Source organism: Lentisalinibacter orientalis (assembly GCF_040706535.1).
GTDB classification, from domain to species: Bacteria; Pseudomonadota; Gammaproteobacteria; order Steroidobacterales; family Woeseiaceae; genus Lentisalinibacter; species Lentisalinibacter orientalis.
In genome coordinates this window covers 171,992-197,412 of record NZ_JAPDRJ010000005.1, presented here as the reverse complement: position 1 = coordinate 197,412, position 25,421 = coordinate 171,992, and the positions used below count along the sequence as shown (strand labels likewise).

The 25,421-nt window shown below is 68.2% G+C and carries 19 protein-coding genes; 14 read left to right on the top strand and 5 right to left on the bottom strand.

Annotation, left to right across the window (positions count from 1 at the left end; translation table 11 throughout):
• Positions 1-37: 37 nt before the first annotated feature.
• A complete protein-coding gene (locus tag ACJMK0_RS16650; protein ID WP_405240007.1) occupies positions 38-1,507 on the top strand; it encodes a coniferyl aldehyde dehydrogenase in 1,470 nt (489 codons plus the stop codon).
• A gap of 118 nt (positions 1,508-1,625) precedes the next feature.
• Here the strand turns inward: ACJMK0_RS16650 and ACJMK0_RS16645 are convergent, their stop codons facing one another.
• The gene (locus ACJMK0_RS16645; RefSeq protein ID WP_405240005.1) at positions 1,626-2,324 is read right to left on the bottom strand and encodes a TetR/AcrR family transcriptional regulator; all 699 of its coding nucleotides are present in this window, start codon (positions 2,322-2,324) and stop codon (positions 1,626-1,628) included.
• 103 nt (positions 2,325-2,427) lie between these two features.
• On the opposite strand from ACJMK0_RS16645, the gene ACJMK0_RS16640 reads away from it, so the two are divergent.
• From ACJMK0_RS16640 to ACJMK0_RS16585, 12 genes are all read left to right on the top strand, one after another.
• Positions 2,428-4,224 (top strand): acyclic terpene utilization AtuA family protein, encoded by a 1,797-nt coding sequence (locus ACJMK0_RS16640; protein WP_405240003.1) that lies wholly within the window; start codon positions 2,428-2,430, stop codon positions 4,222-4,224.
• Between the two features lies 1 nt (position 4,225).
• Positions 4,226-5,848 carry an acyl-CoA carboxylase subunit beta gene (locus ACJMK0_RS16635; RefSeq protein WP_405240001.1) on the top strand — a complete coding sequence of 541 codons (1,623 nt, stop codon included), beginning with the start codon at positions 4,226-4,228 and terminating at the stop codon, positions 5,846-5,848.
• A 2-nt stretch (positions 5,849-5,850) separates the two neighbouring features.
• Complete coding sequence (locus ACJMK0_RS16630; protein WP_405239999.1) at positions 5,851-6,657, top strand: enoyl-CoA hydratase/isomerase family protein; 807 nt, start codon at positions 5,851-5,853, stop codon at positions 6,655-6,657.
• Positions 6,657-8,657, top strand: a complete 2,001-nt coding sequence (locus tag ACJMK0_RS16625) for an acetyl/propionyl/methylcrotonyl-CoA carboxylase subunit alpha (protein ID WP_405240298.1) — start codon at positions 6,657-6,659, stop codon at positions 8,655-8,657. The genes ACJMK0_RS16630 and ACJMK0_RS16625 overlap by 1 nt, the downstream gene beginning before the upstream one ends.
• 33 nt (positions 8,658-8,690) lie before the next feature.
• Complete coding sequence (locus ACJMK0_RS16620) at positions 8,691-9,830, top strand: NAD(P)H-dependent flavin oxidoreductase (protein WP_405239997.1); 1,140 nt, start codon at positions 8,691-8,693, stop codon at positions 9,828-9,830.
• 27 nt (positions 9,831-9,857) lie between these two features.
• A complete protein-coding gene (locus ACJMK0_RS16615; RefSeq protein WP_405239995.1) occupies positions 9,858-10,655 on the top strand; it encodes a TIGR03084 family metal-binding protein in 798 nt (265 codons plus the stop codon).
• 428 nt (positions 10,656-11,083) lie between these two features.
• Positions 11,084-12,880: a PHA/PHB synthase family protein gene (locus tag ACJMK0_RS16610; protein ID WP_405239993.1), complete on the top strand. Its 1,797-nt coding sequence runs from the start codon at positions 11,084-11,086 to the stop codon at positions 12,878-12,880.
• 42 nt (positions 12,881-12,922) lie between these two features.
• Positions 12,923-13,687: an SDR family oxidoreductase gene (locus tag ACJMK0_RS16605; protein ID WP_405239991.1), complete on the top strand. Its 765-nt coding sequence runs from the start codon at positions 12,923-12,925 to the stop codon at positions 13,685-13,687.
• Positions 13,688-13,817: 130 nt separating this feature from the next.
• Complete coding sequence (locus ACJMK0_RS16600) at positions 13,818-15,602, top strand: thiamine pyrophosphate-binding protein (protein ID WP_405239989.1); 1,785 nt, start codon at positions 13,818-13,820, stop codon at positions 15,600-15,602.
• A gap of 17 nt (positions 15,603-15,619) precedes the next feature.
• Positions 15,620-16,573: a bile acid:sodium symporter family protein gene (locus ACJMK0_RS16595; protein ID WP_405239987.1), complete on the top strand. Its 954-nt coding sequence runs from the start codon at positions 15,620-15,622 to the stop codon at positions 16,571-16,573.
• Positions 16,574-16,591: 18 nt separating this feature from the next.
• Positions 16,592-18,349, top strand: a complete 1,758-nt coding sequence (locus ACJMK0_RS16590) for an SDR family oxidoreductase (protein ID WP_405239985.1) — start codon at positions 16,592-16,594, stop codon at positions 18,347-18,349.
• A gap of 60 nt (positions 18,350-18,409) precedes the next feature.
• Positions 18,410-19,252 (top strand): hypothetical protein, encoded by an 843-nt coding sequence (locus ACJMK0_RS16585; protein WP_405239983.1) that lies wholly within the window; start codon positions 18,410-18,412, stop codon positions 19,250-19,252.
• A 27-nt stretch (positions 19,253-19,279) separates the two neighbouring features.
• On the opposite strand, the gene ACJMK0_RS16580 is transcribed toward ACJMK0_RS16585, so the two are convergent.
• Positions 19,280-20,077: a hypothetical protein gene (locus ACJMK0_RS16580; protein ID WP_405239981.1), complete on the bottom strand. Its 798-nt coding sequence runs from the start codon at positions 20,075-20,077 to the stop codon at positions 19,280-19,282.
• A gap of 278 nt (positions 20,078-20,355) precedes the next feature.
• Between ACJMK0_RS16580 and ACJMK0_RS16575 the strand changes: the two genes are divergently transcribed.
• Positions 20,356-21,261, top strand: a complete 906-nt coding sequence (locus ACJMK0_RS16575; protein ID WP_405239979.1) for a glycoside hydrolase family 17 protein — start codon at positions 20,356-20,358, stop codon at positions 21,259-21,261.
• A 20-nt stretch (positions 21,262-21,281) separates the two neighbouring features.
• On the opposite strand, the gene ACJMK0_RS16570 is transcribed toward ACJMK0_RS16575, so the two are convergent.
• From ACJMK0_RS16570 to ACJMK0_RS16560, 3 genes are all read right to left on the bottom strand, one after another.
• Complete coding sequence (locus ACJMK0_RS16570; protein ID WP_405239977.1) at positions 21,282-21,701, bottom strand: NfeD family protein; 420 nt, start codon at positions 21,699-21,701, stop codon at positions 21,282-21,284.
• Between the two features lie 151 nt (positions 21,702-21,852).
• Positions 21,853-23,727, bottom strand: a complete 1,875-nt coding sequence (locus tag ACJMK0_RS16565) for a Na+/H+ antiporter NhaC family protein (RefSeq protein ID WP_405239975.1) — start codon at positions 23,725-23,727, stop codon at positions 21,853-21,855.
• 24 nt (positions 23,728-23,751) lie between these two features.
• Positions 23,752-25,326: a 4-hydroxyphenylacetate 3-hydroxylase family protein gene (locus tag ACJMK0_RS16560; protein ID WP_405239973.1), complete on the bottom strand. Its 1,575-nt coding sequence runs from the start codon at positions 25,324-25,326 to the stop codon at positions 23,752-23,754.
• Positions 25,327-25,421: the final 95 nt, after the last annotated feature.

The window sequence follows — 25,421 nt, the reverse complement described above, 5'->3', positions numbered from 1 at the left end:
CGGTGCCGCCGGCACCCGCCGCAACAGGAGAGAACTCATGAGCGCCGTCGCAGACCAGATCCGTGCCAAGACGTCCGAGCCCACCCGTGAGGACATGCTCGCGGTCCTGGAGAAACAACGCCGCGCCTTCCTCGAGGAGGGCTTCGTTCCCGTCGAGACCCGTATCGACCGGCTGAACCGGGCCATCGATCTCGTCATCGACAACAAGGACGACCTGGTCGCCGCCATGGACACGGACTTCGGGGGGCGGCCGCGGCCGTTGTCCATGATGACCGACATCATGTCGTCGGTGAGCGCGCTGAAGCATGCGCGCAAGCACGTGAAGAAGTGGATGAAGCCGGAGAAGCGGAAGCTCGACTTCCCGCTGCCGCTGCTGGGCGCGAAGGCCCGGGTGCATTTCCAGCCGAAGGGCGTGGTCGGCTGCATCAGTCCGTGGAACTTCCCGGTGAATCTGACCTTCATGCCGCTGGCCGGCATGTTCGCGGCCGGTAACCGGGTGATGGTGAAACCGTCGGAGTTCACGGAGCGTACCTCGGCCCTGATGGCGGAGCTGGCCGCGAAGTATTTCGACGAGACCGAGCTCGCCTTCTTCCTCGGCGGGCCGGAGGTGGGCAAGGCGTTTTCCACGCTGCCCTTCGATCACCTGAAGTTCACCGGCGCCACCGAGGTGGGCCGCCACGTGATGGCGGCCGCAGCGAAGAACCTCACGCCCGTGACGCTGGAGCTCGGCGGCAAGTCGCCGGTGATCATCTCGAAGACGGCGGACATCCGGCAGGCGGCGGAGAACGTGATGCTCGGCAAGCTGATGAACGCCGGGCAGATCTGCCTGGCGCCGGACTACATCCTGGTGCAGGAGTCCCGGCATGACGAGCTGCTGAAGACGATGCAGGAGGTGGCCGTCGACATGTACCCGAAGATTCTCGCGAACGACGAGTACACGTCGGTGATCAACGAGCGGCACCACACGAGGCTGCAGGGCTACGTGTCGGACGCGAAGGAGAAGGGAGCGAAGATCGTGGAGCTGAATCCCGCGGGTGAGGACTTCGCGCATCAGCAGGGCAGCCACAAGATTCCGCCGATGTTCATCGAGCAGGTCAGCGACGACATGGCGGTGATGAAGAACGAGATCTTCGGCCCGCTGCTGCCGCTGATGACGTATGGGGGGATCGACGAGGCCATCGACTACGTGAACGATCACCCGCGGCCGCTGGCGCTGTACTACTTCGGTACCGACAGGGACGAGGAGCGCGAGGTGCTGGAGCGCACGACGTCGGGCGGCGTGACGCTGAACGACGTGATCTGGCACGTGGGCCACGAGGACCTGCCGTTCGGCGGCGTGGGCCCGAGCGGAATGGGCGCCTACCACGGCATCGACGGCTTCCGGGAGTTCAGCCACCGCAAGGCGGTCTACCGCCAGGCGAAGGTGAGCGTCGCCAAGCTAATCGGCATCCGCCCGCCCTACGGCGACACGCTGCAAAAAACCCTGAAACGCGAAATCAAAAAGTAGAGGTGCCGGACCGAACTTTTGCAACTTTCTTGCGTTTCTTTGAAGTCGGAGCGTTGTCCGGCGAGCTAAACCCCTTTCCAGAATAAGTTGGAAAAGTTGCAAAAGTTCGGTCCGGCACCTATTCGAGGCGGGCGGCTATGGCTTCCAGGCGGCGGGTGATCGCCTCCAGGTCGGCGTGGCCCGGCGGCTTTTCGCCGACCCGCGCGATGCCCTGCCAGACCATGTGCATGAGGCGCTGGACGTTCCTCGCGATCTCCACCAGATCGTCGGCCGCGTGCCCCCGCAGCAGATAGGTGCGGCACGAGTACTCGAGCGCGCCGTAGAAGAGGTCGCGGATGTTCCAGATGGGGATGTCCTTGCGAATCTCGCCCCGGTTCATGCCCTCCCGGATGACGTGGTCGAACACGGCCACATAAGTCTTGTTGAACTGCAGATACCCGGAGCTCTCGTACTCCGACATCTGCCGGTAGGTCGCCATCGCCAGCTCGATGATGCGCCACTCCGACAGACAGCTGATCATGTGGTGCCGTGCCAGGAACTCGAGCTGCTTGCGCGTATCGGAGAGCCCGTGCACGCCATCCTCCGCACTCGCCGTCAGCCGTTCGTAGAAGGTCCCCACCACCGCGTGCAGCAGCGCTTCCTTGTTCTTGAAGTAGAGATAGATCGTCCCCTCGGCGACCGCCGCCCGCCCGGCGATCTCCGCGATGCGCGCGCCGTCGAAGCCGTGCTCCCGGAACACCTCGTGGGCCGCGGCGATGATGGCCTCCTCCCGCGCTTCCACCCGCTCGCGGCGCGTCCTCGGCTCGGCGTTACTCATGCTCGTATCCAGCCTGCAAAGGCAAAAATGAACTTGACTCATTTATACTGAATTGCTTTCATAGTCAACCGGAGCCGGCTGCAGACGCCGGCCAGAGGGGCTTATGGCGAAGGACATCCTGCGCGTCGGCGGTGCGGTCGGCTTCTGGGGCGAGACCTCGGTGGCCACCCCGCAGCTGCTCGCCGCCGGCGTCGACTACCTCGTCTACGACTATCTCGCCGAGATCACCATGTCGATCATGGCCCGCGCGCGCGGCGCCGATCCGGAGCGCGGCTACGCCACCGATTTCGTCTCCGCCGTCATCAGGCCCAACCTGACCGAGATCGCCCGCCGACGCGTCAAAGTGATCTCCAATGCCGGCGGCGTAAACCCGGACGCTTGTGCCGATGCCATCCGCGCACTGGTGGAAGAAGCGGGCCTCGAACTCAAGGTCGGCGTGGTGCGCGGCGACGACCTCACCGACCGCATCGCCGACCTGGCCGGGTCGGAGATCCGTGACATGTTCTCCGGCGCGCCGCTGCCGCCGGCCGAGCGTATCGCGAGCGTGAACGCCTACCTCGGCGCGCTGCCCATCGCCGCCGCGCTGGACGCCGGCGCCGACATCGTCGTCACCGGCCGCGTGGTCGACAGCGCCGTCACGCTGGCCGCCTGCCTGCACGAGTTCGGCTGGTCCCCGGACGACTACGACGCCATGGCCGGCGCGAGCGTCGCCGGCCACATCCTCGAATGCAGCACCCAGGCCACCGGCGGCAACTTCACCGACTGGGAGCAGGTGGCCGACGGCATCGCGGACATCGGCTATCCCGTCGCGGAGATCTCGCCCGACGGCAGCTTCGTCTGCACCAAGCCGGAAGGCACCGGCGGTCTGGTCAGCATCGGCACCGTCGCCGAGCAGATGCTCTACGAGATCGGCGACCCGCAGGCCTACGTCCTGCCGGACCTGATCTGCGACTTCACCGGCGTCACCCTGGAGCAGGCCGGCCCGGACCGGGTGCGCGTCAGCGGCGCCCGCGGCCGGCCGCCCACCGATACCTACAAGGTGAGCGCGACTTACGCCGACGGCTACCGCGGCGGCCAGCTCCTGTTCTTCTACGGCTTCGATGCCGACCGCAAGGCACGGGCCTATGCGGACGCCGCACTGACCCGAGCCCGCAGCCGTCTCGAGCGCCAGGGCCTGGACGACTACACCGAGACCCTGGTGGAAGTCTTCGGCGACGAGAGCCACTACGGCGCCGCGCGGCGCATCGCCGGCGCCCGGGAAGTCACCCTGAAGATCGCCGCGAAACACGCGGACCCCCGCGGCGTCGGCGCGCTGTTGCAGGAGACCATCGGCGCTGCGCTGAGCGCGCCGCCGGGCCTCACGCTGTTCTCCGGCGGCGGCCGGCCGAAGCCCTCGCCGGTGGTGCGCCTGTTCTCTTTCCTGTACCCGAAGACCGACGTGCCGGTCACCGTCGACGTCGACGGCGCCACCGCTCCCGTTCAGCCGCTGCCCGGCGTCCCGTTCGACGCGGATGACATCCGGCGGCCGGCGCCGCCGGCCACGCCCGATCTCGCCGGCGACACCGTCGAGGTGCCGCTGGTTCAGCTCGCCTGGGGCCGCAGCGGCGACAAGGGCGACAAGGCCAACATCGGCATCATCGCCCGCCGGCCCGACTACCTGCCATACATCTGGACGGCTCTCACCGAGGACGCCGTCGCGGCCCGCTTCGCCCACTTCCTCCGCGGCCCGGTCGAGCGCTTCCTGCTGCCCGGCTCGAGCGCCGTGAATTTCCTGCTGCACGAGGTGCTCGGCGGCGGCGGCGTGGCGAGCCTCCGAAACGACCCCCAGGGCAAGGGCTACGCCCAGGTCCTGCTGGACCATCCCATCACCGTGCCGGCCGCGCTGGCGGAGACGCTCTGACATGCCCGTCTATCACTCCCGGATCGACACCGCCGCCGACGGCTATGCCGACAACCGCGCCGGCATGCTCGGCCTGATCGAGAAGCTGGAGGGCCTCAATGCCCGCGGCGCCGCCATCTCCGAGCAGCGCCGGCCCCGCTTCGAGGAACGCGGCCAGCTCACGCCCCGGGAGCGCCTGTCGGCGATGCTCGATCCCGGCATGCCGTTCCTCGCCATCGGCAACATCGCCGGCTACCTCTACGACACCAGCGACGAGGAGAAGTCGCTGCCCGGCGGCAACGTGATCGTCGGCATCGGCTTCATCGCCGGCGTGCGCTGCGTGGTCTCGGTGAGCGATTCCGGCATTCAGGCCGGCTCGCTCACCGAACCCACCGCCTACCGCATCCTGCGCGGCCAGGAGATCGCGCTGGCCCAGAAACTGCCCTTCGTGCACAGCGTGGAGAGCGCCGGCGCGAACCTCATGCAGTACAAGGTGGGCGGCTTCCTGGACGGCGGCACCTTCTTCGCGAATCTCGCGCGCCTGAGCGCGGCCGGCATCCCGGTGGTCAACATCCTCAACGGCTCGTCGACGGCCGGCGGCGCCTACATGCCCGGCCTGAGCGACTACGTCATCGCCGTGCGCGGCCGGGCGAAGGCGTTCCTGGCGGGTCCGCCGCTGCTGAAGGCGGCCACCGGGGAGATCGCCACCGACGAGGAACTGGGCGGCGCCGAGATGCACTCGACGGTATCCGGCCTGGTCGAGTACGTGGCCGAGGACGACGCCCACGCCGCGCTCATCGCCCGCGAGGTGGTGGCCCGGCTCGCCTGGAACGACCGCTGCCCGCGGCCGCCGGCGCGCGGCGGCGCCGAGCCGCTGTACGACCCGGACGAGATCGCGGGCATCGTGCCGCTGGACTACCACCGGCCCTACGAGGTGCGGGAGGTCATCGCCCGCATCGTCGACGGCTCGGACTTCCTGGACTTCAAGCCCCGCTACGGCGCGGGCACGGTCTGCGTGCAGGCGGAGATCCACGGCCAGGCCTGCGGCATCTTCGCCAACAACGCGCCCATCGATCCGGACGGCGCCACCAAGGCCACTCAGTTCCTGCAGCTGTGCGACCAGTCCGACCTGCCGGTGGTCTTCCTGCAGAACACCACCGGCTACATGGTGGGCAGGCACTACGAGCAGGGCGGCATGATCAAGCACGGCTCGAAGATGATCCAGGCCGTCACCAACATCTCGGTGCCGCGCCTGACGCTGATGATCGGAGCGAGCTACGGCGCCGGCAACTACGGCATGTGCGGCCGCGGCCTCGACCCGGACTTCCTGATGACCTGGCCGAACGCGAGCACCGGTGTGATGGGCGGCGACCAGGCGGCCACCACCATGTCCATCGTGACCCGGGCCGCGGCGAAGGCGAAGGGCCGGGAGCTGGATCCGGCGGAGGTCGAGGCCCAGGAGCGGCGCCTGGCCGAGCACTTCGATTCCCAGTCGAGCGCCTTCTACACCTCCGGCCACATGCTGGATGACGGCATGATCGATCCCCGGGACAGCCGCCGCACGCTCGGCTTCATGCTCGAGACGGTGTGGGAGGCGAGGAACCGCACGGTGAAACCCAACAGCTTCGGCATCGCGAGGATGTAACCATGAGCGACCTGCCCGACACGAAGAACCTGGACCTGGAGCTCGCCGGCGGCTGGCTCACCCTCTGGCTGAACCGGCCGAAGGCGAGGAATGCGCTATCCGCCGAGATGATCGAGGAGCTGATCGCGGTGCTGGGAGCGGTGCGCGACGACCGTACTGTGCGCGGCATCACCTTCCGTGGTCGCGGCGGGATGTTCTGCGCCGGCGGCGACGTGAAGGGCTTCCGCGCGGTCTTCCAGGGCGGCGGCCAGAGCGCCGACGACGTGGCCGCGGCCAGCCGCCGGGGAGGCGAGCTGTTCGCGCTGGTGGACTCCATGCCCCAGGTGGTGGTGATGCTGGTGGAGGGCGCGGCCGTCGCCGGTGGCCTCGGCATGGTGTGCGGCGGCGACGTGGTGGTGGTCACCCGCGACGCCCGCTTCGCCCTGACCGAGGCCCGTCTCGGCATCCCGCCGGCGCAGATCGCGCCCTACGTCGTGCGCCGCATCGGCCTGGCCGCCGCGCGGCGCATCATGCTGACCGCCGCCGAGTTCGACGGCGCCGGGGCGAAGGAAATCGGCATCGCGGACTTCCTCGCCAACGATACGGACGAGTTGGAGACCCTGGAGGCGGTGATCCGCGCCGACGTGCTGCGCTGCGCGCCCGGCGCGATCGCCGTGACCAAGGAACTGGCGCGGGCGGCGGTCCACCTGGACGCCGAGGCCATGGCCGATCTCGCCGGGCAGCGCTTTGCCGAATGCATGCTGGGCGAGGAGGGCCGCGAGGGCGTGGCCGCCTTCGTCGAGAAGCGCAAACCGGGCTGGTCGCCGTGATGCTCGAGCGCATCCTCGTCGCCAACCGGGGCGAGATCGCCTGCCGCATCATCCGCGGCGTGCAGGCGACGGGGCGCCGGGCGGTCGCGGTGTACTCCGAGGCCGATGCCGACGCCCCGCACGTGCGCCTGGCCGACGCCGCCGAGTGCATCGGTGCGGCACCCGCCGCCGAGTCCTACCTCAACATCGAGGCCGTGCTGCGCGCGGCGCAGATTGCCGGCGCCGACGCCGTGCATCCCGGCTACGGCTTCCTGGCGGAGAACGCGGACTTCGCCCGCGCTTGCGCCGACGCGGGACTGACGTTCATCGGTCCGCCCGCCGGCGCCATCGAGCTCATGGGCAACAAGGCCGCGGCCAAGCGGCGGATGATCGAGGCGGGCGTGCCCTGCGTGCCCGGTTACGAGGGCGAGGACCAGGGCGACGCAGCCTTCACCGCCGCCGCCCGGGACATCGGCTATCCCGTCATGGTGAAGGCGGCCGCCGGCGGCGGCGGCCGCGGCATGCGCCGGGTCGAGCACGAAGCCGAGCTGGCTTCCGCACTCGCCATGGCTCGCAGCGAGGCGGAGAGCGCCTTCGGCTCCGGCGAGCTGATCCTGGAGAAGGCGGTGGTCGACGCCCGCCACGTTGAGATTCAGGTGTTCGCCGACGACCACGGCGCCGTCATTCACCTGGGCGAGCGGGACTGCTCGGTGCAGCGCCGTCACCAGAAGGTGGTGGAGGAGGCGCCCTGCCCGGTGATGACCGAGAGGCTGCGCGAGGCCATGGGCGCCGCGGCGGCGGATGCGGCCCGCAGCATCGACTACCGGGGTGCCGGCACCGTCGAGTTCCTGCTGGACGCGTCCGGGCATTTCTACTTCCTCGAGATGAACACGCGGCTGCAGGTGGAGCATCCGGTGACCGAGATGGTGACGGGCCTGGACCTGGTCGCGCTACAGCTCAGGGTGGCCGAGGGCCGCGCGCTCGGCATCGAGCAGGACGAGATCGCGTTGCAGGGTCATGCCATCGAGGTGCGCCTGTACGCCGAGGATCCCGCCCGGGACTTCATGCCCGCTACCGGCCGCATCGAACTGTGGCTGCCGCCGTCGGGCGAGGGCGTCCGGGTGGACGCCGGCGTCGCGACCGGCTCGGAGATCTCGCCCTGGTACGACCCGATGGTGGCCAAGATCATCAGTCACGGCGAGACCCGGGACGCCGCCCGGCTGAACCTGATCCGGGCGCTGGAGAGAACGGCGCTGTTCGGTGTGACGAACAACCGGGACTTTCTCGTCGAGGTGCTGCGGCGGCCGGAGTTCGCCGAGGGCCGCGTCACCACGGCCTTCCTCGAAAAGCAGGGCGAGGGGGCGTTCGGCGGCGGTCCGCAACCGGCCGATGCCGCCGTCGCGGCGCTGCTGGAATACACCCTGGCCGGCGAAGCCGCGCTGGCGGCCGCCGTCGGTGTATCGCCCGGGCTGCTCGGCTGGTCGAGCGCCGGCAGCCTGGTGTCGCGATACCGCTACGAGCTGGACGGCGAGCCGGTCGATCTCGCCGTCAGCCCCGCGCCCGACGGCACGGTGGCGGTGGCCGGCGCGGGCGGTGACTGGCGGCTGCACATCCTCGGGCGGGAAGCGCACCGGGCGCGCATAGCGATCTCCGACCGCATGGACGACCGCATCGTCGACGTGCTGTTCCACCTGTCCCGGCCGGGGTTCATCCACGTGTCGGTGGACGGGCGCGCCGCCGCGTTCGAGAATCTGAGAGAAAGCGTCGCGGCGGCCGAGGAGGCCGGCGGCGGCCGGGTGACCGCCGCCATGCACGGGCTGATCACCGAGATTGCGGTCGCGCCCGGCGCAAGCGTCACGCGAGGCACCCGGCTGCTGGTGCTGGAAGCCATGAAGATGCAGCACGAGGTGCGCGCCGAGATCGACGGCGTGGTGACCGCCGTGCACTGCGAGGCCGGCCGGCAGGTGGCGGCCGACGAACTGATCCTGGAAATCGAGCCGGCGGACGACGACGCGGCCTGAGCCGCCGGCGACCCTGACTGACCGGAGGAATCTATGAAATCACCCCTGTGCGAGCGACTCGGCATCGAGTTCCCGCTGTTCGCTTTCAGCCATTGCCGCGACGTGGTGGCGGCCGTCTCCCGTGCCGGCGGCATGGGCGTGTTCGGCGCGGTGACGCTGCCGCCCGACCGGCTCGAGGAGGAGCTTTCCTGGATCGACGACCATGTCGACGGCAAGCCCTATGGCGTGGACCTGATCGTGCCCAACAAGGTGGAAGGCAAGGGCCAGGCCGTCGACGAAGACCAGCTGCTCGCCGCCGTGCCCGACGCGCACAAGCAGTTCGCAGCCGGCCTGCTCGCGAGCCGGGACATCCCCACCGACGACCTCGAGGACGGGCGTCGCGAGCACGTGCGCTTTGCAAAGAACCTGCAGGAGGGCGGCGCCGGCGAGCTGCTGGAGGTGGCCTTCTCCCATCCCATCAAGCTCATCGCCAACGCACTCGGCGTGCCGCCGCAGATCATGCTCGACATGGGCAAGCAGCACGATGTGGCCGTCGCCGCTCTGGTCGGTGCGAAGGAGCACGCCATCCGCCAGGTGAACGCCGGCGTCGACATCCTGGTGGTGGCCGGCGGCGAGGCGGGCGGCCACTGCGGCGACGTCTCCACACTGGTGCTGGTGCCGGAGGTCTGCGAGGCGGTGCGGCCCATCAGCGACGTGCCCATCCTGGCGGCGGGCGGTATCGTGACCGGGCGCCAGATGGCGGCCTGCATGGCCATGGGCGCGGACGGCGCGTGGACCGGCTCCGTCTGGCTGACCACGGCCGAGGCCGAGACCAATCCGGTGGTGAAGGAGAAGATGCTGAAAGCGAGCTCGCGCGACACCGTGCGCTCGCGCAGCCGCACCGGCAAACCGTCCCGTCAGCTGCGCTCGCCGTGGACCGACGCCTGGGAGTCCGGCGACAGCCCCGAGCCCCTGCCCATGCCGCTGCAGTCGCTGGTCAGCGAACCGGCGCTCAGAAAGCTGGACAAGCTGGCTCAGGGCGGTCACGCCGGCGCGGGCGAGCTCGCCACCTACTGGGTGGGCCAGGGCGTCGGTCTCATGAACCAGGAGAAGTCCGTGCGCGCCGTGGTGCAGGAGTTCCAGGAGGATTTCCTCGCCGCCTACGAGCGGCTCGGCGAATTCCTGGACGACTGAAGGTATTCGGCAACGGGGGAGGCAGCCATGTTCCAGCAGGTGATCGATTTCCGCGACGAGAGCGAGGCGCTGTATCAGCTGCTCGCGCCGCTGGGCGACGAGCAGTTCGCGCGGCCCACCCAGTTCAAGGACTGGACCATCGACGACGTCATCAGCCACCTGCACATCTGGAACCGGGCGGCCGCGCTGTCGCTGGCGGATCCGGAGGCGTTCCGGCAGTTCCTGGCCGAGGTGATGGCCGCGGCGCAGAAAGGCGGCATGCGGGCCTTCGAGCGGGAGTGGCGCGGCGAGCTCGCCGGCCGCGCCCTGCTGGAGGCGTGGCGCGAGTTCTACCTGCCCATGTGCGAGCGCTTCCGCGAGGCCGACCCGAAGGCCCGGGTGCAGTGGGCCGGGCCGGACATGAGCGTGCGCTCGGCCATCACCGCCCGCCACATGGAGACCTGGGCCCACGGCCAGGAGGTCTACGACGAACTCGGCGTCGTGCGCCGGGATGCCGACCGCATCAGGAGCATCGCCGTTCTCGGCGTCAACACCTTCGGCTGGACCTTCCGCAATCGCGGCCTGGAGATACCGGAGCAGCCGCCGTTCGTCCGCCTCGATGCGCCCTCCGGCGCCGTCTGGGAGTTCAACGAGCCGAGCGAGGTGAACACCGTGGCCGGTGACGCCACCGAGTTCTGCCAGGTGGTGACCCAGACCCGCAACGTGGCTGACACCAGCCTCGACGTGAAGGGCGAGACCGCCGTCCGCTGGATGGCCATGGCCCAGTGCTTCGCCGGCCCGCCGGAAGACCCGCCCGAACCAGGCACCCGCCACACGGTGAAATAACCACGTAGGAGGGCCTTCAGGCCCGATCCGGCTTTCTTCTGGCGTTGGCCCGCCATCGGGTGGATAAGGGTCACGGGGACGCTCACTCGGACGTCCTATCCTCGCTCGCTTCGGCCAGACCTTCTTCCCGCCGTCCTGGCTGCAGTCGGTCCGGACGACCCCGCAACCCTTATCCACCCGCTGACGGACCCGTAGCCGAGAGGCTTGGCACCCGTCAGTCACCGTGTCTGACCGGCAGCTCCTGCACGCCACCACGAGGCGGCCGTCCTGCGGGGGTATCCATCGCCGCGACCTTTTGTCGGGAGCAAGATGGATACCCCCGCAGGGCGGCCATAAGAGAACACGTTTCGGTTTACCCGACTTGCTGCACCGCAAGAAGCCTGTAGCATCAGGCAAGCCTGTTTGCGCACGATCCGGGGGTCGAGACCATGGCGGACAACGGCGGCGAAGAAGAAAAAGGGACCTCGCTTGCGGCATCGCTTGACGATTTCGTCAGGGAGTATCAGCCGCTGGGCAGGCAGGACGCGGAGAAGCTGGACCGCGAGGTGCGGTCGCTGATCGCGCGGGCCACCCGGGGCATGTCTCCGGTGGAACTGTCGCTGGCGTATCTCGACTGGCTGGTGCATCTCAGTCTCTCCCCCGGGAAGGTCGCGCTGCTCGCCCAGAGCTTCATACGCAAGACCGTCCAGCTGGGCATCTACAACGTCAAGGCCATGTTCGGCCACGGCGGCGAGCCGCCGGCGCGGATCATGGAGCGGCGCATGCAGGGCGAGGCCTGGCAGCGCTGGCCGTTCAACGTGATGGCCCAGGGGTATCAGCTCAGCCAGGACTGGTGGCAGGAGGCCACCACCGGTGTGGACGGCGTCGACCGGTCCCGCGAGCAGCTGGTCGCCTTCATGGCGCAGCAGATACTGAGCCTGGCCTCGCCGATGAACGTGCCGGTCACGAATCCGGAGGTCATCCAGACCACCGTCGCCGAGCGCGGCCGTAACCTTCTGCGCGGCGCGCGCAACCTGGTGGACGATCAGCTGCGCCGGGCCCGCGGCCTGCCGCCGCCGGGCGTGGAAGCCTACCGGCCCGGCGAGAGCGTGGCGGTGACGCCGGGCAAGGTGATCTACGAGAACCGTCTGATCGAGGTGATCCAGTACACGCCGCAGACCGGGGACGTTGGCGCCGAACCGGTGCTGATCACGCCCGCCTGGATCATGAAGTACTACATCCTGGATCTCTCGCCGAAGAACTCGCTGGTGCGCTACCTGGTGGAGCAGGGCAAGACGGTGTTCATGATCTCCTGGAAGAACCCGACCGAAGACGACCGGGACCTGGGCATGGACGACTACCTGAATCTGGGCATCATGGCGGCGCTGGACGCGGTGAGCGCCGTCGTGCCGCGGCGCAAGATCCACCTGGTGGGCTATTGCATCGGCGGCACGCTGGCCTATGTCGCCGCGGCGAAGATGGCCCGGGACGGCGACGAGCGGCTGAAGTCGCTGACCATTTTCGCCGCCCAGGCGGACTTCACGGAGGCCGGCGAGATCCGGCTGTTCCTCTCCGACAGCATCGTCTCGTTCCTGGACAGCTTCATGTGGAAGCAGGGCTATCTCGGCGTCGAGAACATGGGCGGCGCCTTCGCCGCGCTCAGGGTGAGCGATCTCGTGTACGCGCCCGCGGTCGACCGTTACGTGCTCGGCAAGGAGCCGCAGCTGAACGACCTCATGGCGTGGAACGCCGACGGCACCCGCATGCCGCCGCGCATGCATTCCCAGTACCTGCGCCGGCTGTACCTGGACAACGATCTGGCCGAGGGCCGCTTCGAGGTGGAGGGCGAGAAGGTGCACCTGGACGCCGTCGACGTGCCGCTGTTCGTCGTCGGCACGGAGACCGATCACGTGGCGCCGTGGAAGTCCGTGTACAAGATCAACCGGCTCACCAACGCGGAGGTGACCTTCCTGCTCACCAGCGGCGGCCACAATGCAGGTATCATCAGCGGCCCCAGCCACCCGCGGCGCCGCTACCGCCTGCGCACCCGTGCGCCGGGCGAGAGCTACATTGCGCCGGAGCGCTGGCTGGCCGAGACGCCGCCGGAGGACGGTTCGTGGTGGCCGGTGTGGGATGCGTGGCTGGACGCGCAGACCACCAGCCGGGTGAAACCGCCGTCCATGGGCGCGCCGCGCAAGGGTTATCGCCCGCTGCGCGATGCGCCTGGCGAGTACGTCTTCGGCTGAACGACACGCATTCGACAACGACAACGAGGAGCAATCATTCCCATGGACCTCAAAGACAAGACCATTGCGATCACCGGCGGCGGGCGCGGACTCGGCGCCGCGATGGCACTCCGCCTGGCCTCCCGCGGCGCGAAGCTGGCGCTGGTGGATCTCGACGAGGACGCCCTGAAGTCGACTGCCGCAGAATGCGAGAAGGCCGGCTCGCCCCAGGTGGCCGTCTACAAGGCCAACGTCGCCGAGGAGGAATCGGTGGTCACCCTGTTCGAGGACATCGGGAGCGATTTCGGCGCGCTGCACGGGCTGGTGAACAATGCCGGCATCACCCGCGATGCGCTGACGCTGAAAGTCAAGGACGGCGAACTGGTCTCGAAGATGTCGCTGGACCAGTGGCAGCTGGTGGTCGACGTGAACCTGACCGGCGTGTTCCTGTGCGGGCGGGAAGCGGCCGCGAAGATGATCGCCACCGGCTCGAAGGGCTGCATCATCAACATCTCCTCCATCTCCCGCGCCGGCAACATGGGTCAGGTGAACTATTCGGCCACCAAGGCGGGCGTGCAGGCCATGGCCGTCGTCTGGGCCAAGGAATTCGCCCGCTACGGCATCCGCGCCGCCTCCATCGCGCCGGGCTTCATCGGCACGGAGATGGTGATGTCCATGAAGCCGGAGGCCCGCGAGAAGCTGACCAAGGGCATACCGTCCGGCCGGGTGGGCGACCCGGACGAGATCGCCCATGCGGTGCAGTTCATCCTGGAGAACGACTACGTGAACGGCCGCTGCATAGAGGTGGACGGCGCATTAAGGTTGTAGGAGGGGATTTATCCCCGATTCGATATGGGGCTGTAGGAGGGCCTTCAGGCCCGACCCCCGTTTTGAAAATGGCAATCGGCATCGGGCCTGAAGGCCCTCCTACCGGCATGAGAAAGGCGAGGGGGACACCATGAACGACGCGCAATCACCCGCGACGAAACAGATGATCGGCGGCGAGGTGCTGGCCGCCATGCTGGCGAAGGAAGGGGTGGACACGATATTCGGTATCGTGGACGGCACCTATCTCGGCTTCTACACCGCGTTCCAGAAATATGGCATCCGCCTGGTGTCGCCGCGGCACGAATCCACCGCGGCGCACATGGCCGGCGCCTACGCTCGCGCCACCGGCAGGCTCGGCGTCTGCATGGCCAGCAACGGGCCCGGCGTCGCCAATATCCTGCCCGGCGTGGCCGTGGAACAGGGCGAGGGCAACCGGGTGCTGCTGATCACGAGCTGCCGGCGCACCGGGCTCGCATATCCGGACCGGGGCGGCACGTTCCAGTATTTCGACCAGGTGGGTACGACGGCGCCCATGAGCAAGTGGTCGGGCGCGGTGGCCACGCCGGACCGGCTGCCGGAGCTCGCGCGGGAGGCGTTCCGCATGTCATGGATCGGGCGTCCCGGCGTGGTGCACCTGGACGTGCCCGAGAACCTGATGAACGGGCCGGCGGATTATCCCGTCGACTTCCTGCGCGAGCCGGCCAGCTACCGGCCGGTGGCGCCGCTGGCGGTCCATCCCGATCAGGTGCGCGCGGCGGCGGACATGCTGCGCGAGGCACAATTCCCGATGCTTCACGGCGGCACCGGAATCGTGCACGCGGACGCAGCGGCAGAACTGCAGGCCGTGGCCGATCTGCTGCAGGCGCCCGTCACGGTCAGCTGGGGCGCCCGCGGCGCGCTGGACGAATCCAGTCCGCTCGCCATCCCCAACAGCACCCTGGACGTGGCCCGGGAGGCGCGCGGTCGCAGCGACCTGTTCCTGATCCTGGGCTCGCGCGTGGGCGAGACCGACTGGTGGGGCCGCGGCCGGTTCTGGGGCGGCTCCGACCCGGAGGTGCCCAAGCGCACCATCCAGGTGGACATCGACCCGGACATCATTGGCCGCAACCGCCCCGTGGGCCTCGGCATCGTCGGCGACGTGAAGGTGTTCCTGCAGGCGCTGCGTGCCGAACTGGAGCGCGAGCCGGTGGCCGATGCGCTCATCACGGCGCGCGGCAAGGCCATCGCGGAACTCGCCGAAGCCCGCGCGAAGGTCCGCGCCGGGCTGGACGCCGTGCTCGCCTCGGACAAGTCGCCCATGCATCCGGCCCACGTGCCGGCGAAGGCGCGGGAGGTGTTCGGCGACGACGCCATGCTGGTGATCGACGGCGGCAACACGGCGGTGTGGTGCGCGCACTATTACCGCAACGCCAGGCCGGATGCGATCTACTCCACCTTCAAGTTCGGCATGCTCGGTGCCGGCGTCGGCCAGGCGCTCGGCGTGAAGACCGCCTGCCCGGATCGCCCCGTGGTCTGCATCATCGGCGACGGGGCCATGGCCATGCACCTGCAGGAGGTGGAGACGGCGGTGCGCGAGAAGCTGCCGCTGGTGTACGTGGTGCTCTGCGACAAGCAGTGGGGCATGGTGAAGCTCACCCAGACCGTGGGCATCGGCCAGCTCCGAAAGGCCATGGGCATCGACGCCGACTCCACCATCAACACGGATTTCGAGGAAACCCGCTTCGACGAGGTCGCGAAGGCCATGGGCGCCATCGGCGAACGGGTGGCCGACCCGGCGGAGCTGGAGGGCGTGCTCCGGAGTACGATGGAGTCCGGCCGGCCGGCGGTAATCCACGTGGACGTGGACCCGATGGCCCACCTGATGGCGCCGGGGCTGACCGAGTTCAAGGAGATGCACGGGGAGCCGGTGGGCTGAGCGGCTGAGCCGCCCGCGTGGATCCCGCCCTCGACGCCATCAGGCTGGACTTCGAGCCGGCCAGCCTGCTCGCGCTCAATATCATCCTCGCGCTGCTCATGTTCGGGGTGGCGCTGGATCTGCGTCTGTCGGATTTCCGGGCGGTGGCGAAGGCGCCGCGGGGTCCGCTCGTGGGCATCGCCACCCAGCTCCTGCTGCTGCCGCCGGCCACCTTCCTGCTGGTCCAGCTCATCGACCCCATCCCCAGCGTGGCGCTGGGCATGATGCTGATCGCGGCCTGCCCGGGCGGCAACGTCTCCAACTTCCTGGTATGGCTCGCGAAGGGCAACGCCGCGCTCTCGGTGAGCATGACGGCGGTGACCAGCACGGCGGCCATGTTCATGACGCCGTTCAACCTCACCTTCTGGGCCGCACTGGACCCGGACACGCGGCGGCTGCTCGCGGACATCGCCGTGGACCCGGTGATCATGGTGATCACTATCCTGCTGATACTGGCGCTGCCGCTGCTCGCCGGCATGTGGACCGGTTCCCGCTATCCCGAGTTCGCCGCCCGCATGCGCCGCCCGCTGCGCGTGGCGGGCGGCCTGTTCTTCCTGAGCTTCATCGTGCTCGCGTTCTGGCGCGACCGGGAATACCTCACTCTCGCTATACTGCCGGTGCTGGGGATCGTCGCCGCGCACAATGCCCTCGCTCTGGCGCTGGGTTACACCGCGGCCCGGCTCACCGGTCTCTCGACGCGGGACCGCCGCGCCGTGACCATCGAGGTGGGCATCCAGAACAGCGGCCTGGGGCTCGCGCTGATCTTCACCTTCTTCGCGGGGCTGGGCGGTATGGCCATTGTGGCGGCCTGGTGGGGCAGCTGGCACATCGTCGGCGGGCTGACCCTGGCCGCCCTGTGGTCGCGGCGCGAGCCGGGCGGCCATTCCGGTGACAATTCCGGCGACGGGACCGGACGGGCGTTGCCCGGCTGACAGACACGGGAGGCATCCATGCCGAGCAACATCTTCGTCACGGGCGCGGCCGGCTATATCGGCGGGCTGACCATCGCCGAGCTGGCCGGCCACGACGACGTGGGTACGGTGGTCGCTTACGACATCCGCGAGGCGGAGGCGCCGGCGGGCGTGGTGACGGTCAGCGGCGACATCGCCAGCGCGGACATCGGGCCCCTGCTCCGGGAGCACGGCATCGATACCGTCATCCACCTCGCCAGCATTCTGAAGCCGCCGCCGGACGCGCCGCCGGACCTCGCCCGCCGGGTGGACGTCATCGGCACCCGCCGGCTGCTGGAGGCCTGCGTGGAGGCGGGCGTGGGGCGCTTCGTGGTCACCACCAGCGGGGCCGCCTACGGCTACAGCCCCGACAATCCCCGCTGGATGACCGAGGAGGCGCCGGCCCGCGGCCATCCCGCGTTCGAGTACAGCCGCAACAAGAGCGAGGTGGAGCGGATACTGGCCGAGTACCGGGTCACGCATCCCGAACTCGCCCAGGTGCTGCTCAGGCCGGGCACGGTCATCGGCAAGGGCACCAGCAGCCCGGTCACCGAGATCTTCGAGGGGCCGGTGGTGCCCGGCATCCTCGGCACGGATGCGCCCTTCGTGTTCGTCTGGGACCGGGACCTGGTGGCCATCCTCGTGCAGGCGGCGCTCGGCGAGCAGACCGGCGTCTACAACGTCGCCGGCGACGGCGCGCTCACCGCGAAAGCCATCGCGAAGGCCCTGCGCAAGCCCTACGTGCCCGTGCCCGCCGCCCTGCTGGCTGCCGGGCTCGGCCTCGCCAAGCGCCTCGGCAAGACCGTGAACGGCCCGGAGACGGTGGACTTCCTGCGCTATCGCCCGGTGCTCTCCAACGAACGGCTGAAGAGCGAGTTCGGCTACACGCCCATCTCCTCCGCGGCGGCCTTCCGCATCTGGCTGGAGGACCGGGACGAGCCGGACGACAAGAGCCTCGCCGGCGATGCCGACTACCGCCCGGTGGTCGCCATCACGGGCGGCGCCGGCGGCATTGGACGCGCACTGGCCCGGCGCTGGACGCTGGAGGGCGCCCGCATCGCCCTGCTGGACTTCGAGCCCGAACCGCTGGAGCAGGCCGCCGAAGGGCTGCGCGTGACGGGTGCAGACGTCATGACCGTCGAGTGCGACGTCACCGATTATGCGGCCTGCCAGCGCGCGGTCCGGGCGGTGGTGGGCCACTACGGGCGTCTCGACGTGCTGATGAACAATGCCGGCACCGTCCACCGCAGCCTGTTCGAGGAGACCGACCTCGACGTGTACCGCAAGGTGATGGAGGTGAACTTCTTCGGCAGCGTGAATTGCACGAAGGCCGCGCTGGAGTATCTGAAGGCGACGAAGGGCCTGATCGTCGTCACCAGCAGCATTGCGGGTGTCGCGCCGCTGTACGGGCGCACCGGTTACGCGGCCAGCAAACACGCGCTGCACGGCTTCTTCGAGTCGCTGCGCTGCGAGGTCGCCGCGGACGGCGTGCGCGTGATGATGGCCTGCCCGAACTTCGTGCGCAGCCCCTTCGAGCAGCGGGCCATGGGCGGCGACGGCAGACCGGCCGGCACGAGGCGCACCATGATCGGCCGCCTGGCCGAGCCCGACGACGTGGCGGACGCCATCGTCCGCGGCGCGAAGAAGGGAAAACACATCGTCGTGCTCAGCTTCCTCGGGCGACTGTCGTACTACATGGCCAGACTCACCCCGCGGCTCTACGCCCGCGGCATGACCCGCCGCCTGCGGGAAAGATAGATGTGGGAGGGGCTTCAGCCCCGATCCTCCGCCGCGATCACGGAACGAGACCAGCCAGCCATGAACCTCCGCTTACTCTTCTACTTTCTGTTCTTCCTGCTACTGACCAAGCCCGCGATAGCCGCCGATCCACCCCGCCTCACCGCCCAGGGTTTCGCCATCACCAGCGTCCAGCGCGGCGAGCCCGGCGCGTTCCCGCCGGTGCGCCTGCGGGCGGAGGCGCCGGCACGCATCGCTTCCCTGGTCGTCAGGCAGGGCGAGTTCGAGGCCGATCTGGCCACCACGCCGGACCGTGCCCTGTTCCCGCTGTTCGGTCTGGAGTCCCGTCCGCTGCAGGCCTACGACGTCACGCTGGATTTCAGCCCCTACATCAACCAGCGGCTGACGGCGGACGGCGTATACCTCTTCCTGGTGACACTCACGGACCGGGAGGAACGCCGCAGCACCGCCACCCTCGAGATCGCCGTGGGCGAGCCCGAATTACCGCCCGAGCCGGCTGCCGGCGAGGCGTTCGGGCGGGCGCTCGAAGCGTCGGACGCCGTCCTGCGCCGCATCGGCGCCGGCCCGGTCCAGGCCGCGGGGATCTCCGGCCTGACGTGGGTCACGGTGGAGCCGATCGATGTCACGATCCGCATGCGGCCTGCGCTGGCAGGACTGTCGCTGCGCGAGTTGCCGGCGGGCATCTGGCCGGAGCTGACCGACACGTTAGCACTCGCCGGAGCCGCGGCGGCGACCGATCCGGTCGAATTCGTCGACCTGCCGACCGCGAACCGGGCGGCCGCGGGGCGCGTGCTGCTGCTGAGCGATGCGGCCGGGCACACCGCCTTGCGCATCACGGGCAGCGCCACCGCCGTGTCGGAGAAAGGCACGACGGTGGAGCTGGCGGGCCGCGTCAGGCGCTGAAAGGCTGCGAATTAGCGAGACAGGACACTAGCCGGCGCGCTTGAGTTCCGGTCCCTTCTCGGCCGTGCCGAGGTCCGCCAGCGTCTCCTGCAGGCTCTTCTGACGCCGTGCCTGCGGGTCGATCAGCTTCTCGGTCTGCAGGTTCAGGCTGTCGACGAACAGCGACTCGATCTCCTTCGGCATGCCCTTGATGGACAGGCTGGCCCGCTCGCGGATGCCCTCGAAGATGCGGATCTTCTCGTCGAGGAAGCCCGTCGCGTCGAAGCCCAGTCCGGCGATGTAGTCACCGTAGCGCTGCAGCTGGCTCTGCAGCAGGTGGATGTACTCGCCGAGCAGGAACTCCGTGGCGATCACGAACGGCTTCGGCGGCTTCGTGGCGAGCGTGTTCAGCGCGTTGATGATGTCGAACAGGCTGTCCGAGAAGCCGATCAGCAGTTCGCGGTACTCCCGGTCGATCCTCTCGGCCTCGCGCAGCTTCGCGTCGAAGCGGGAGGTGGCGTTCCACCACACCGAGAGGATGAAACCGAGGCTCACCGCGAAGAAGCTGGCCACGGTGATCTTGATCGCGTACATCGGATCGCCCGCGATGACCGGCAGGTTCTCGAACAGATACAGCGACCCGCCGAACAGGAACGCGAACACGACCACGAGTGCGAACAGCGGATTCGTGAATCGCCTCGATTTCAGCTGCGACTCGGCCTGCCGGATCCACTCGCCGTGGCGCAACTCGCCGCTCTGCCGGCGCACCTCGGGACGCAGCGCCACATCCGCCTGGGACTCGGCCATCTGCCCCTTTTTGATGCTTTTTCTGATGTAGTCTGTCACGGTCTTCTCCTCGTGACGTCCTGGCTTCCCTGCCATTCCTCTCCCTATTCCACGCTAGGACGGATTTCGCTGTCTGGCAATCGTGGATGTGTGAAGTGCGCGGGAAGGGAGGAACGGAGCGCGTCCGTGTAGTAAGTTATGCAGCGACACAAGAATGATAAGGGCCTGGCTCCATGAAATATCGAAACTTCTGGGTACCGGTTGCGGCGGCTCTCACGCTCGCAGCTTGCGGTTCGACGACTCCCGACGGGGACACTGACGTTGCGGAGAGTAACGCCGTGACCAAGCGCCCTTTCGAGCCGATGCTCGACGGCAAATGGATCGGCAACGGAATCTCGTATGGTGCCTACCGGGACGGCGAAGCGCCCGGCGAGGCGCTGACGTCGAAAGAGCACATACTCGAAGACCTCAGGATTCTCGCGCCACGGTGGAACCTGATCCGACTCTACGGCGCGGATGAGCAGGCGCGGAACATCCTGGAGGTGATCGAGGAGCACGACCTGCCGATCCGGGTCATGCAGGGCATCTGGCTGGACGCCCACAAGACCGAGCAGGAGAACGACGAGCAGGTGCGGCTCGCGATCGAATACGCCAATCGCTTCAGCGACATCATCATTGCGGTCAACGTCGGCAACGAGATATTCGTCGACTGGTCGTACCACCGCATCGATGACATGGACGGTGTCATCGACAAGATCCGGCAGGTGCGCGAAAGCATAGACCAGCCGGTGACGGTGGCGGACGACTACAATTTCTGGAACAAGCCCCAGGCAAGCCGGGTGGCCGACGAACTGGATTTCATCTGCCTGCACGCCTATGCGTTCTGGAACGACAAGACGCTCGATGTCGCGATGGAATGGACCGAGTCGATCTACCGCGACATACAGAGCCGTCATCCCGAGCACAAGATTGCCTACTGCGAGACCGGCTGGCCGACGAGCCGGGTCTATGGCGACGGCAGCCACGAAGGCGGACTGATCGGTAAGGCGGGTGAGGCCGAGCAGGAAGTCTTCTTCAATCAGTACGATCCATGGGTGGACCGCAACAGGATCATCTCGTTCTACTTCACGTCGTTCGACGAAAAGTGGAAGGGCGGGTTCGACGGCGCCAACCCGATGGACAAGGCGGAGAAGCACTGGGGGCTTTACTACAGCGACCGGACGCCGAAGCCGGTACTGCAGTAGCCGGGTAGCCCACCGGGCCGCTAGCGGGGCACGGTGGACACGATCAAGGTGAGGCCCTCGCGGTCGACGACGCTCACGGTCATCCCCGCGGCGAGGGCTCCGGTATCGTCGGGTGCGCGGACCGCTCGCCACGTCTCCCCGCGTATCGATACGTGGCCGTGCGGCTCCGATTCGAAACCGTCAACGACGACGGCCTTCTCGGCAGGCCGATCGGATACCAGGTGCTTTTCCCCCGGACCGATATGGACCCTGGTTGGAGCGATAGACTCCATCCAGGCAGCTATCGCCAGGTCGGCGAGGGCGGTTGCGACCGCCGCGACGGCGAGAACCGTGAAGACGCCCCAGTCCGTAAGGAGGCTGGCAAGCAGGATGGAAGTGCCGCCCACCGTTACCGAGGTAGGCAGGATGACCAGCCACCACATCAGGGAATAGCGCTTCATAGTGGTGCGGCCATGGTCGGAGTCCTTCGGCTGGGTCGGTCATCCACGGTGGACGATATTACGGTACGCGATCTTCGAGCGCCGCGGTTAGCCGTCCAAGCGTTCGATGCGGCGCTCGGTCAGCCGGTGACCGAGGCGAAGCACGACGGGGTCAGGCGACGGCGCAGGCGGCCAGGGTCCAGAGCAGGCCGGCCAGGCCGGCCGCGTAGCTTGCCGGCACGATCTGGGTCTTCACGTGGTCCATGAGGTCGCAGCCGGTGGTCATGGCGGAGAGGATGGTGGTATCCGAGATCGGCGAGCACTGGTCGCCGTAGACGCTGCCGTTGAGCACGGTGGCGAAGCAGACGGAGAGGTAGAGTTCCGGGTTGGCTACCCCCTGCACCTGGCCGACCGTCCACGCCAGCGGCATCGCCAGCGGGAAGGCAATGGCATAGGTGCCCCAGCTGGTGCCGGTGGAGAAGGCGATGATCATGGTCATGAGCTGCAGCGCCACCGGCAGCGCCCAGTAGGGGATGCGTTCGCCGAGCTGCTGCACCAGGTAGGTGCCGGCGCCGATCTCCTGGCTGATGCCGCCGATGGTGACCGCCAGCATCAGGATGACCGAGGCGAGCACCACGCCCTTCAGCCCGTCGCCGATGCCTTCGATGACCTGGCCGAGGTGCATACCCTTGAACAGCGCCACCAGCACCGACAGCAGCAGTGCCGCGCCGAAGGCCCAGTTCACCCGCGGCGTGCCCATAACCACGAAGGTGCCGACGGCGATGGCGATCAGCAGCGCCAGCGGCACGAAGAACTCGGCCACCTGGGGACGGTAGCCGGCCGGTACGTGGCTCGCGTGCAGCTCCTTCGCGCTCATGGGGATGGCGCCGGGAGCGTCCAGCTCGCCGGTCTCGCGGGCGCGTTTGCGGGCGGCTCGTATGCCCGGGCCGGCGAAACGGGTGATGCCGAGTGAGAGCAGGAGGGTGCCGAGCACCGCGAGGATGCCGTAGAAGCTGAACGGCACGCTCTGGAAGAAGAAGCGGACGCGCTCCTCTTCGGTGGCCAGGAAGGCGACGCCCGGAATGAAGATGAACGCCTGCACGTAGGTGGGCCAGGCGTTGAACGCCAGCACCGAGGCGATGGGCGAGGCCGTGGAGTCGACGATGTAGGCCAGTTCCTCGTGGCTCACGCGCTCCTTGTCCGCCACCGGCTTGACGATGGTGCCCACCAGCACCACGCTGATGGTGCCGCCCTGGAAGAAGATGACGCCCATGAGCCACGAGACCAGCTTGGCCGAGCGGGGCCCCTTCACGAAGTGCGTGGTCATGAATTCCGCGAAGGCCTGTGCCGCGCCGGTGCGCGACCAGATGCCCATGAGACCGCCTACGAGCCAGAGATAGAGCAGCAGGATGGCGGCGGCGCTCTCGCTGGCGAGGCTCGGCAGCAGCACGGCGTTGGTGATGTCGAACTGCCCGAGCATGAACGCACCAGTGACGACGCCGGCGAACAGGGCGGTCAGCGCCTCGCGGGTCAGCAGGCACAGTGCGATGGCGATGGCTGCCGGCAGCAGCGACCACGGACCGAAGTGGTAGGTGGGTTCCAGCAGGGAATAGCGGCGCTCGCTGCCGTCATCGGCGGGCACCGTCTCAACCACCCATTGTTCTTCCAGCGGCGGCTCGCCCTCGAGTTCGTCCAGGGCCGCCTGGCGCAGCGGCGACTCGCCGTAGGGCACCACGTCGAGTACCGGCTTCTCCCGGCCGCGCTCCACGTAGACCAGGCGGCCGGCGTCGTTCTCGTAGACGTTATAGGTGACCTTCTGTTCGACCCAGTGCCGGTCGACGTTCGCCGACACCCACAGCCCGGCGCCGAGACCGGCCAGCACCACCAGGACGGCCGGTCGGATCAGCGGTACGAGCCACCGCGCCGTGGCGGCGACGATGTCCGGCTGATCCGCCGTGCCGGTGCCGGATTCCTCGATGGAGGCGATCGGCTCGCTGCCGTTGTCCTCGGACTCGCGCTTGCGTGTGGGCTTGCGCTCTTCGGACATCGGGTGCGCGCAGCCGGGCCGGCGCTACGCCTTCGCCTTCGGTTCCGCCGTCGCGAATACCCGCGCGAAGTAGTCCGTGAACGTCTCCAGGATCTCCTCGCGGTCCGTCTCCTCGATGCCCGCCAGCTCCTTGGCCAGTGCCTTCCGGAAGTCCATCTGGGCGGCGCGGGCGATCTGGATGCGCTGAGCCTGGGGCGAGCCGGCGCCGTGCATGGACTCGGTGAGATAGCCGACGGCGTTGCGCCCCATCGTCATGTTCTCGATCAGGCGGAGGATGCGCATGCGGTTCTCGGTGGGGATGTCCGCGCGGCCTTTCAGGTACTTTTCCAGCAGGCCGCCGATCTCCGGGCTCTCGAAGTCCTTCTGGGAGGGCAGTGTGACCACGAGACCGCCGGCGAGGTCCTGGGCCAGACGGCCGATCTCGTACGGCATCTTCGTCACATGGTGCTTGCACACGTTGGCGATCATGTCGTCGCAGATCCAGACGCCGGACTTCAGCTTGTGGGACTGGTAGCTCGCGGCGATGCCCGTGGAATAGATGGTCTCGTTGAGATGGGTCATCTCGGTGAGCTTGTCCTTGATGTGGGAGGCCTTGTCCGCGCCGTTGTATTCGGCCACGGTGGCCGCCGCGCCGATCAGCACGTCGCCCACGCCGGATTTGCAGACGTAGCTTCTGCGGTGATAGCAGGTGAAGCGCTCCACCAGCATCGCCGCGTACTCGTACTCGCCGTGCATGAAGACGCGGTCCCAGGGGATGAAGACATCGTCGAAGATGACCATCGCCTCCTGGCCGCCGTACTCGTTGTTGCCGGTGTCGATGTCGCCGCCTTCCATGGCCCGGGTGTCGCAGGACTGGCGCCCGTAGATGTAGGTGATGCCCTCGGCCTCCACCGGGATGGCGCCCACGATGGCGTAGTCCTCGTCGCCCTCGCCGAGACGCATGGTGGGCATGACGATCAACCAGTGGGAGTTCAGGCAGCCGGTCTGATGGGCCTTGGCGCCGGTGATCCAGACGCCCTCGTCGTTGCGCCTCGTGACGTGGACGAACAGGTCCGGGTCCGCCTGCTTGTGGGGCGGCAGGCTGCGGTCTCCCTTCACGTCGGTCATGGCGCCGCCGATCACCACGCCGTCACGCTGGGCCTCGGCCACGAATTCGGTGAAACGGGCGTGGTAGTCCGTGCCGTGCTTCTCGTCGATCTCATAAGTCACGGAGTGCAGAGAGTTCAGCGCGTCCATGCCCACGCAGCGCTGGAAGCAGGTGCCGGTCAGCTGGCCGAGGCGGCGCTGCATCTTGTTCTGCATCACCAGGTCCTCGGCGGACTGCGCCACGTGCAGGAACCGGTTCACCCGCTCGCCGGTGAAGGGCGAGAGGGCGGTGGCCAGCTCCGGGTTCTCCACGGCGAGGTCGTAGGTGCGGGCCACGGCGTTGACGGAGGGCCGGATGATCGGGTGGTCGACGGGCTCTTCCACCAGTTCGCCGAACAGCCAGACCTTCAGGTTCCGGCCGCGCAGGCTATCGATGTACTCCTGGCCGGTGCGTATTGGTTTGCGTGTGGGTTTGCGGGTCGACGTGACTGCCGCTGCTGCTCCGCTGCTCATGGCATCTACCTCTGTGTGTCCTGTCCGGTGCCGTGGGGCGGCCCGAACCCCCAAAGTTACCGCAGATCGGCGCCGCATGCAGGCCCGCAGGCCGT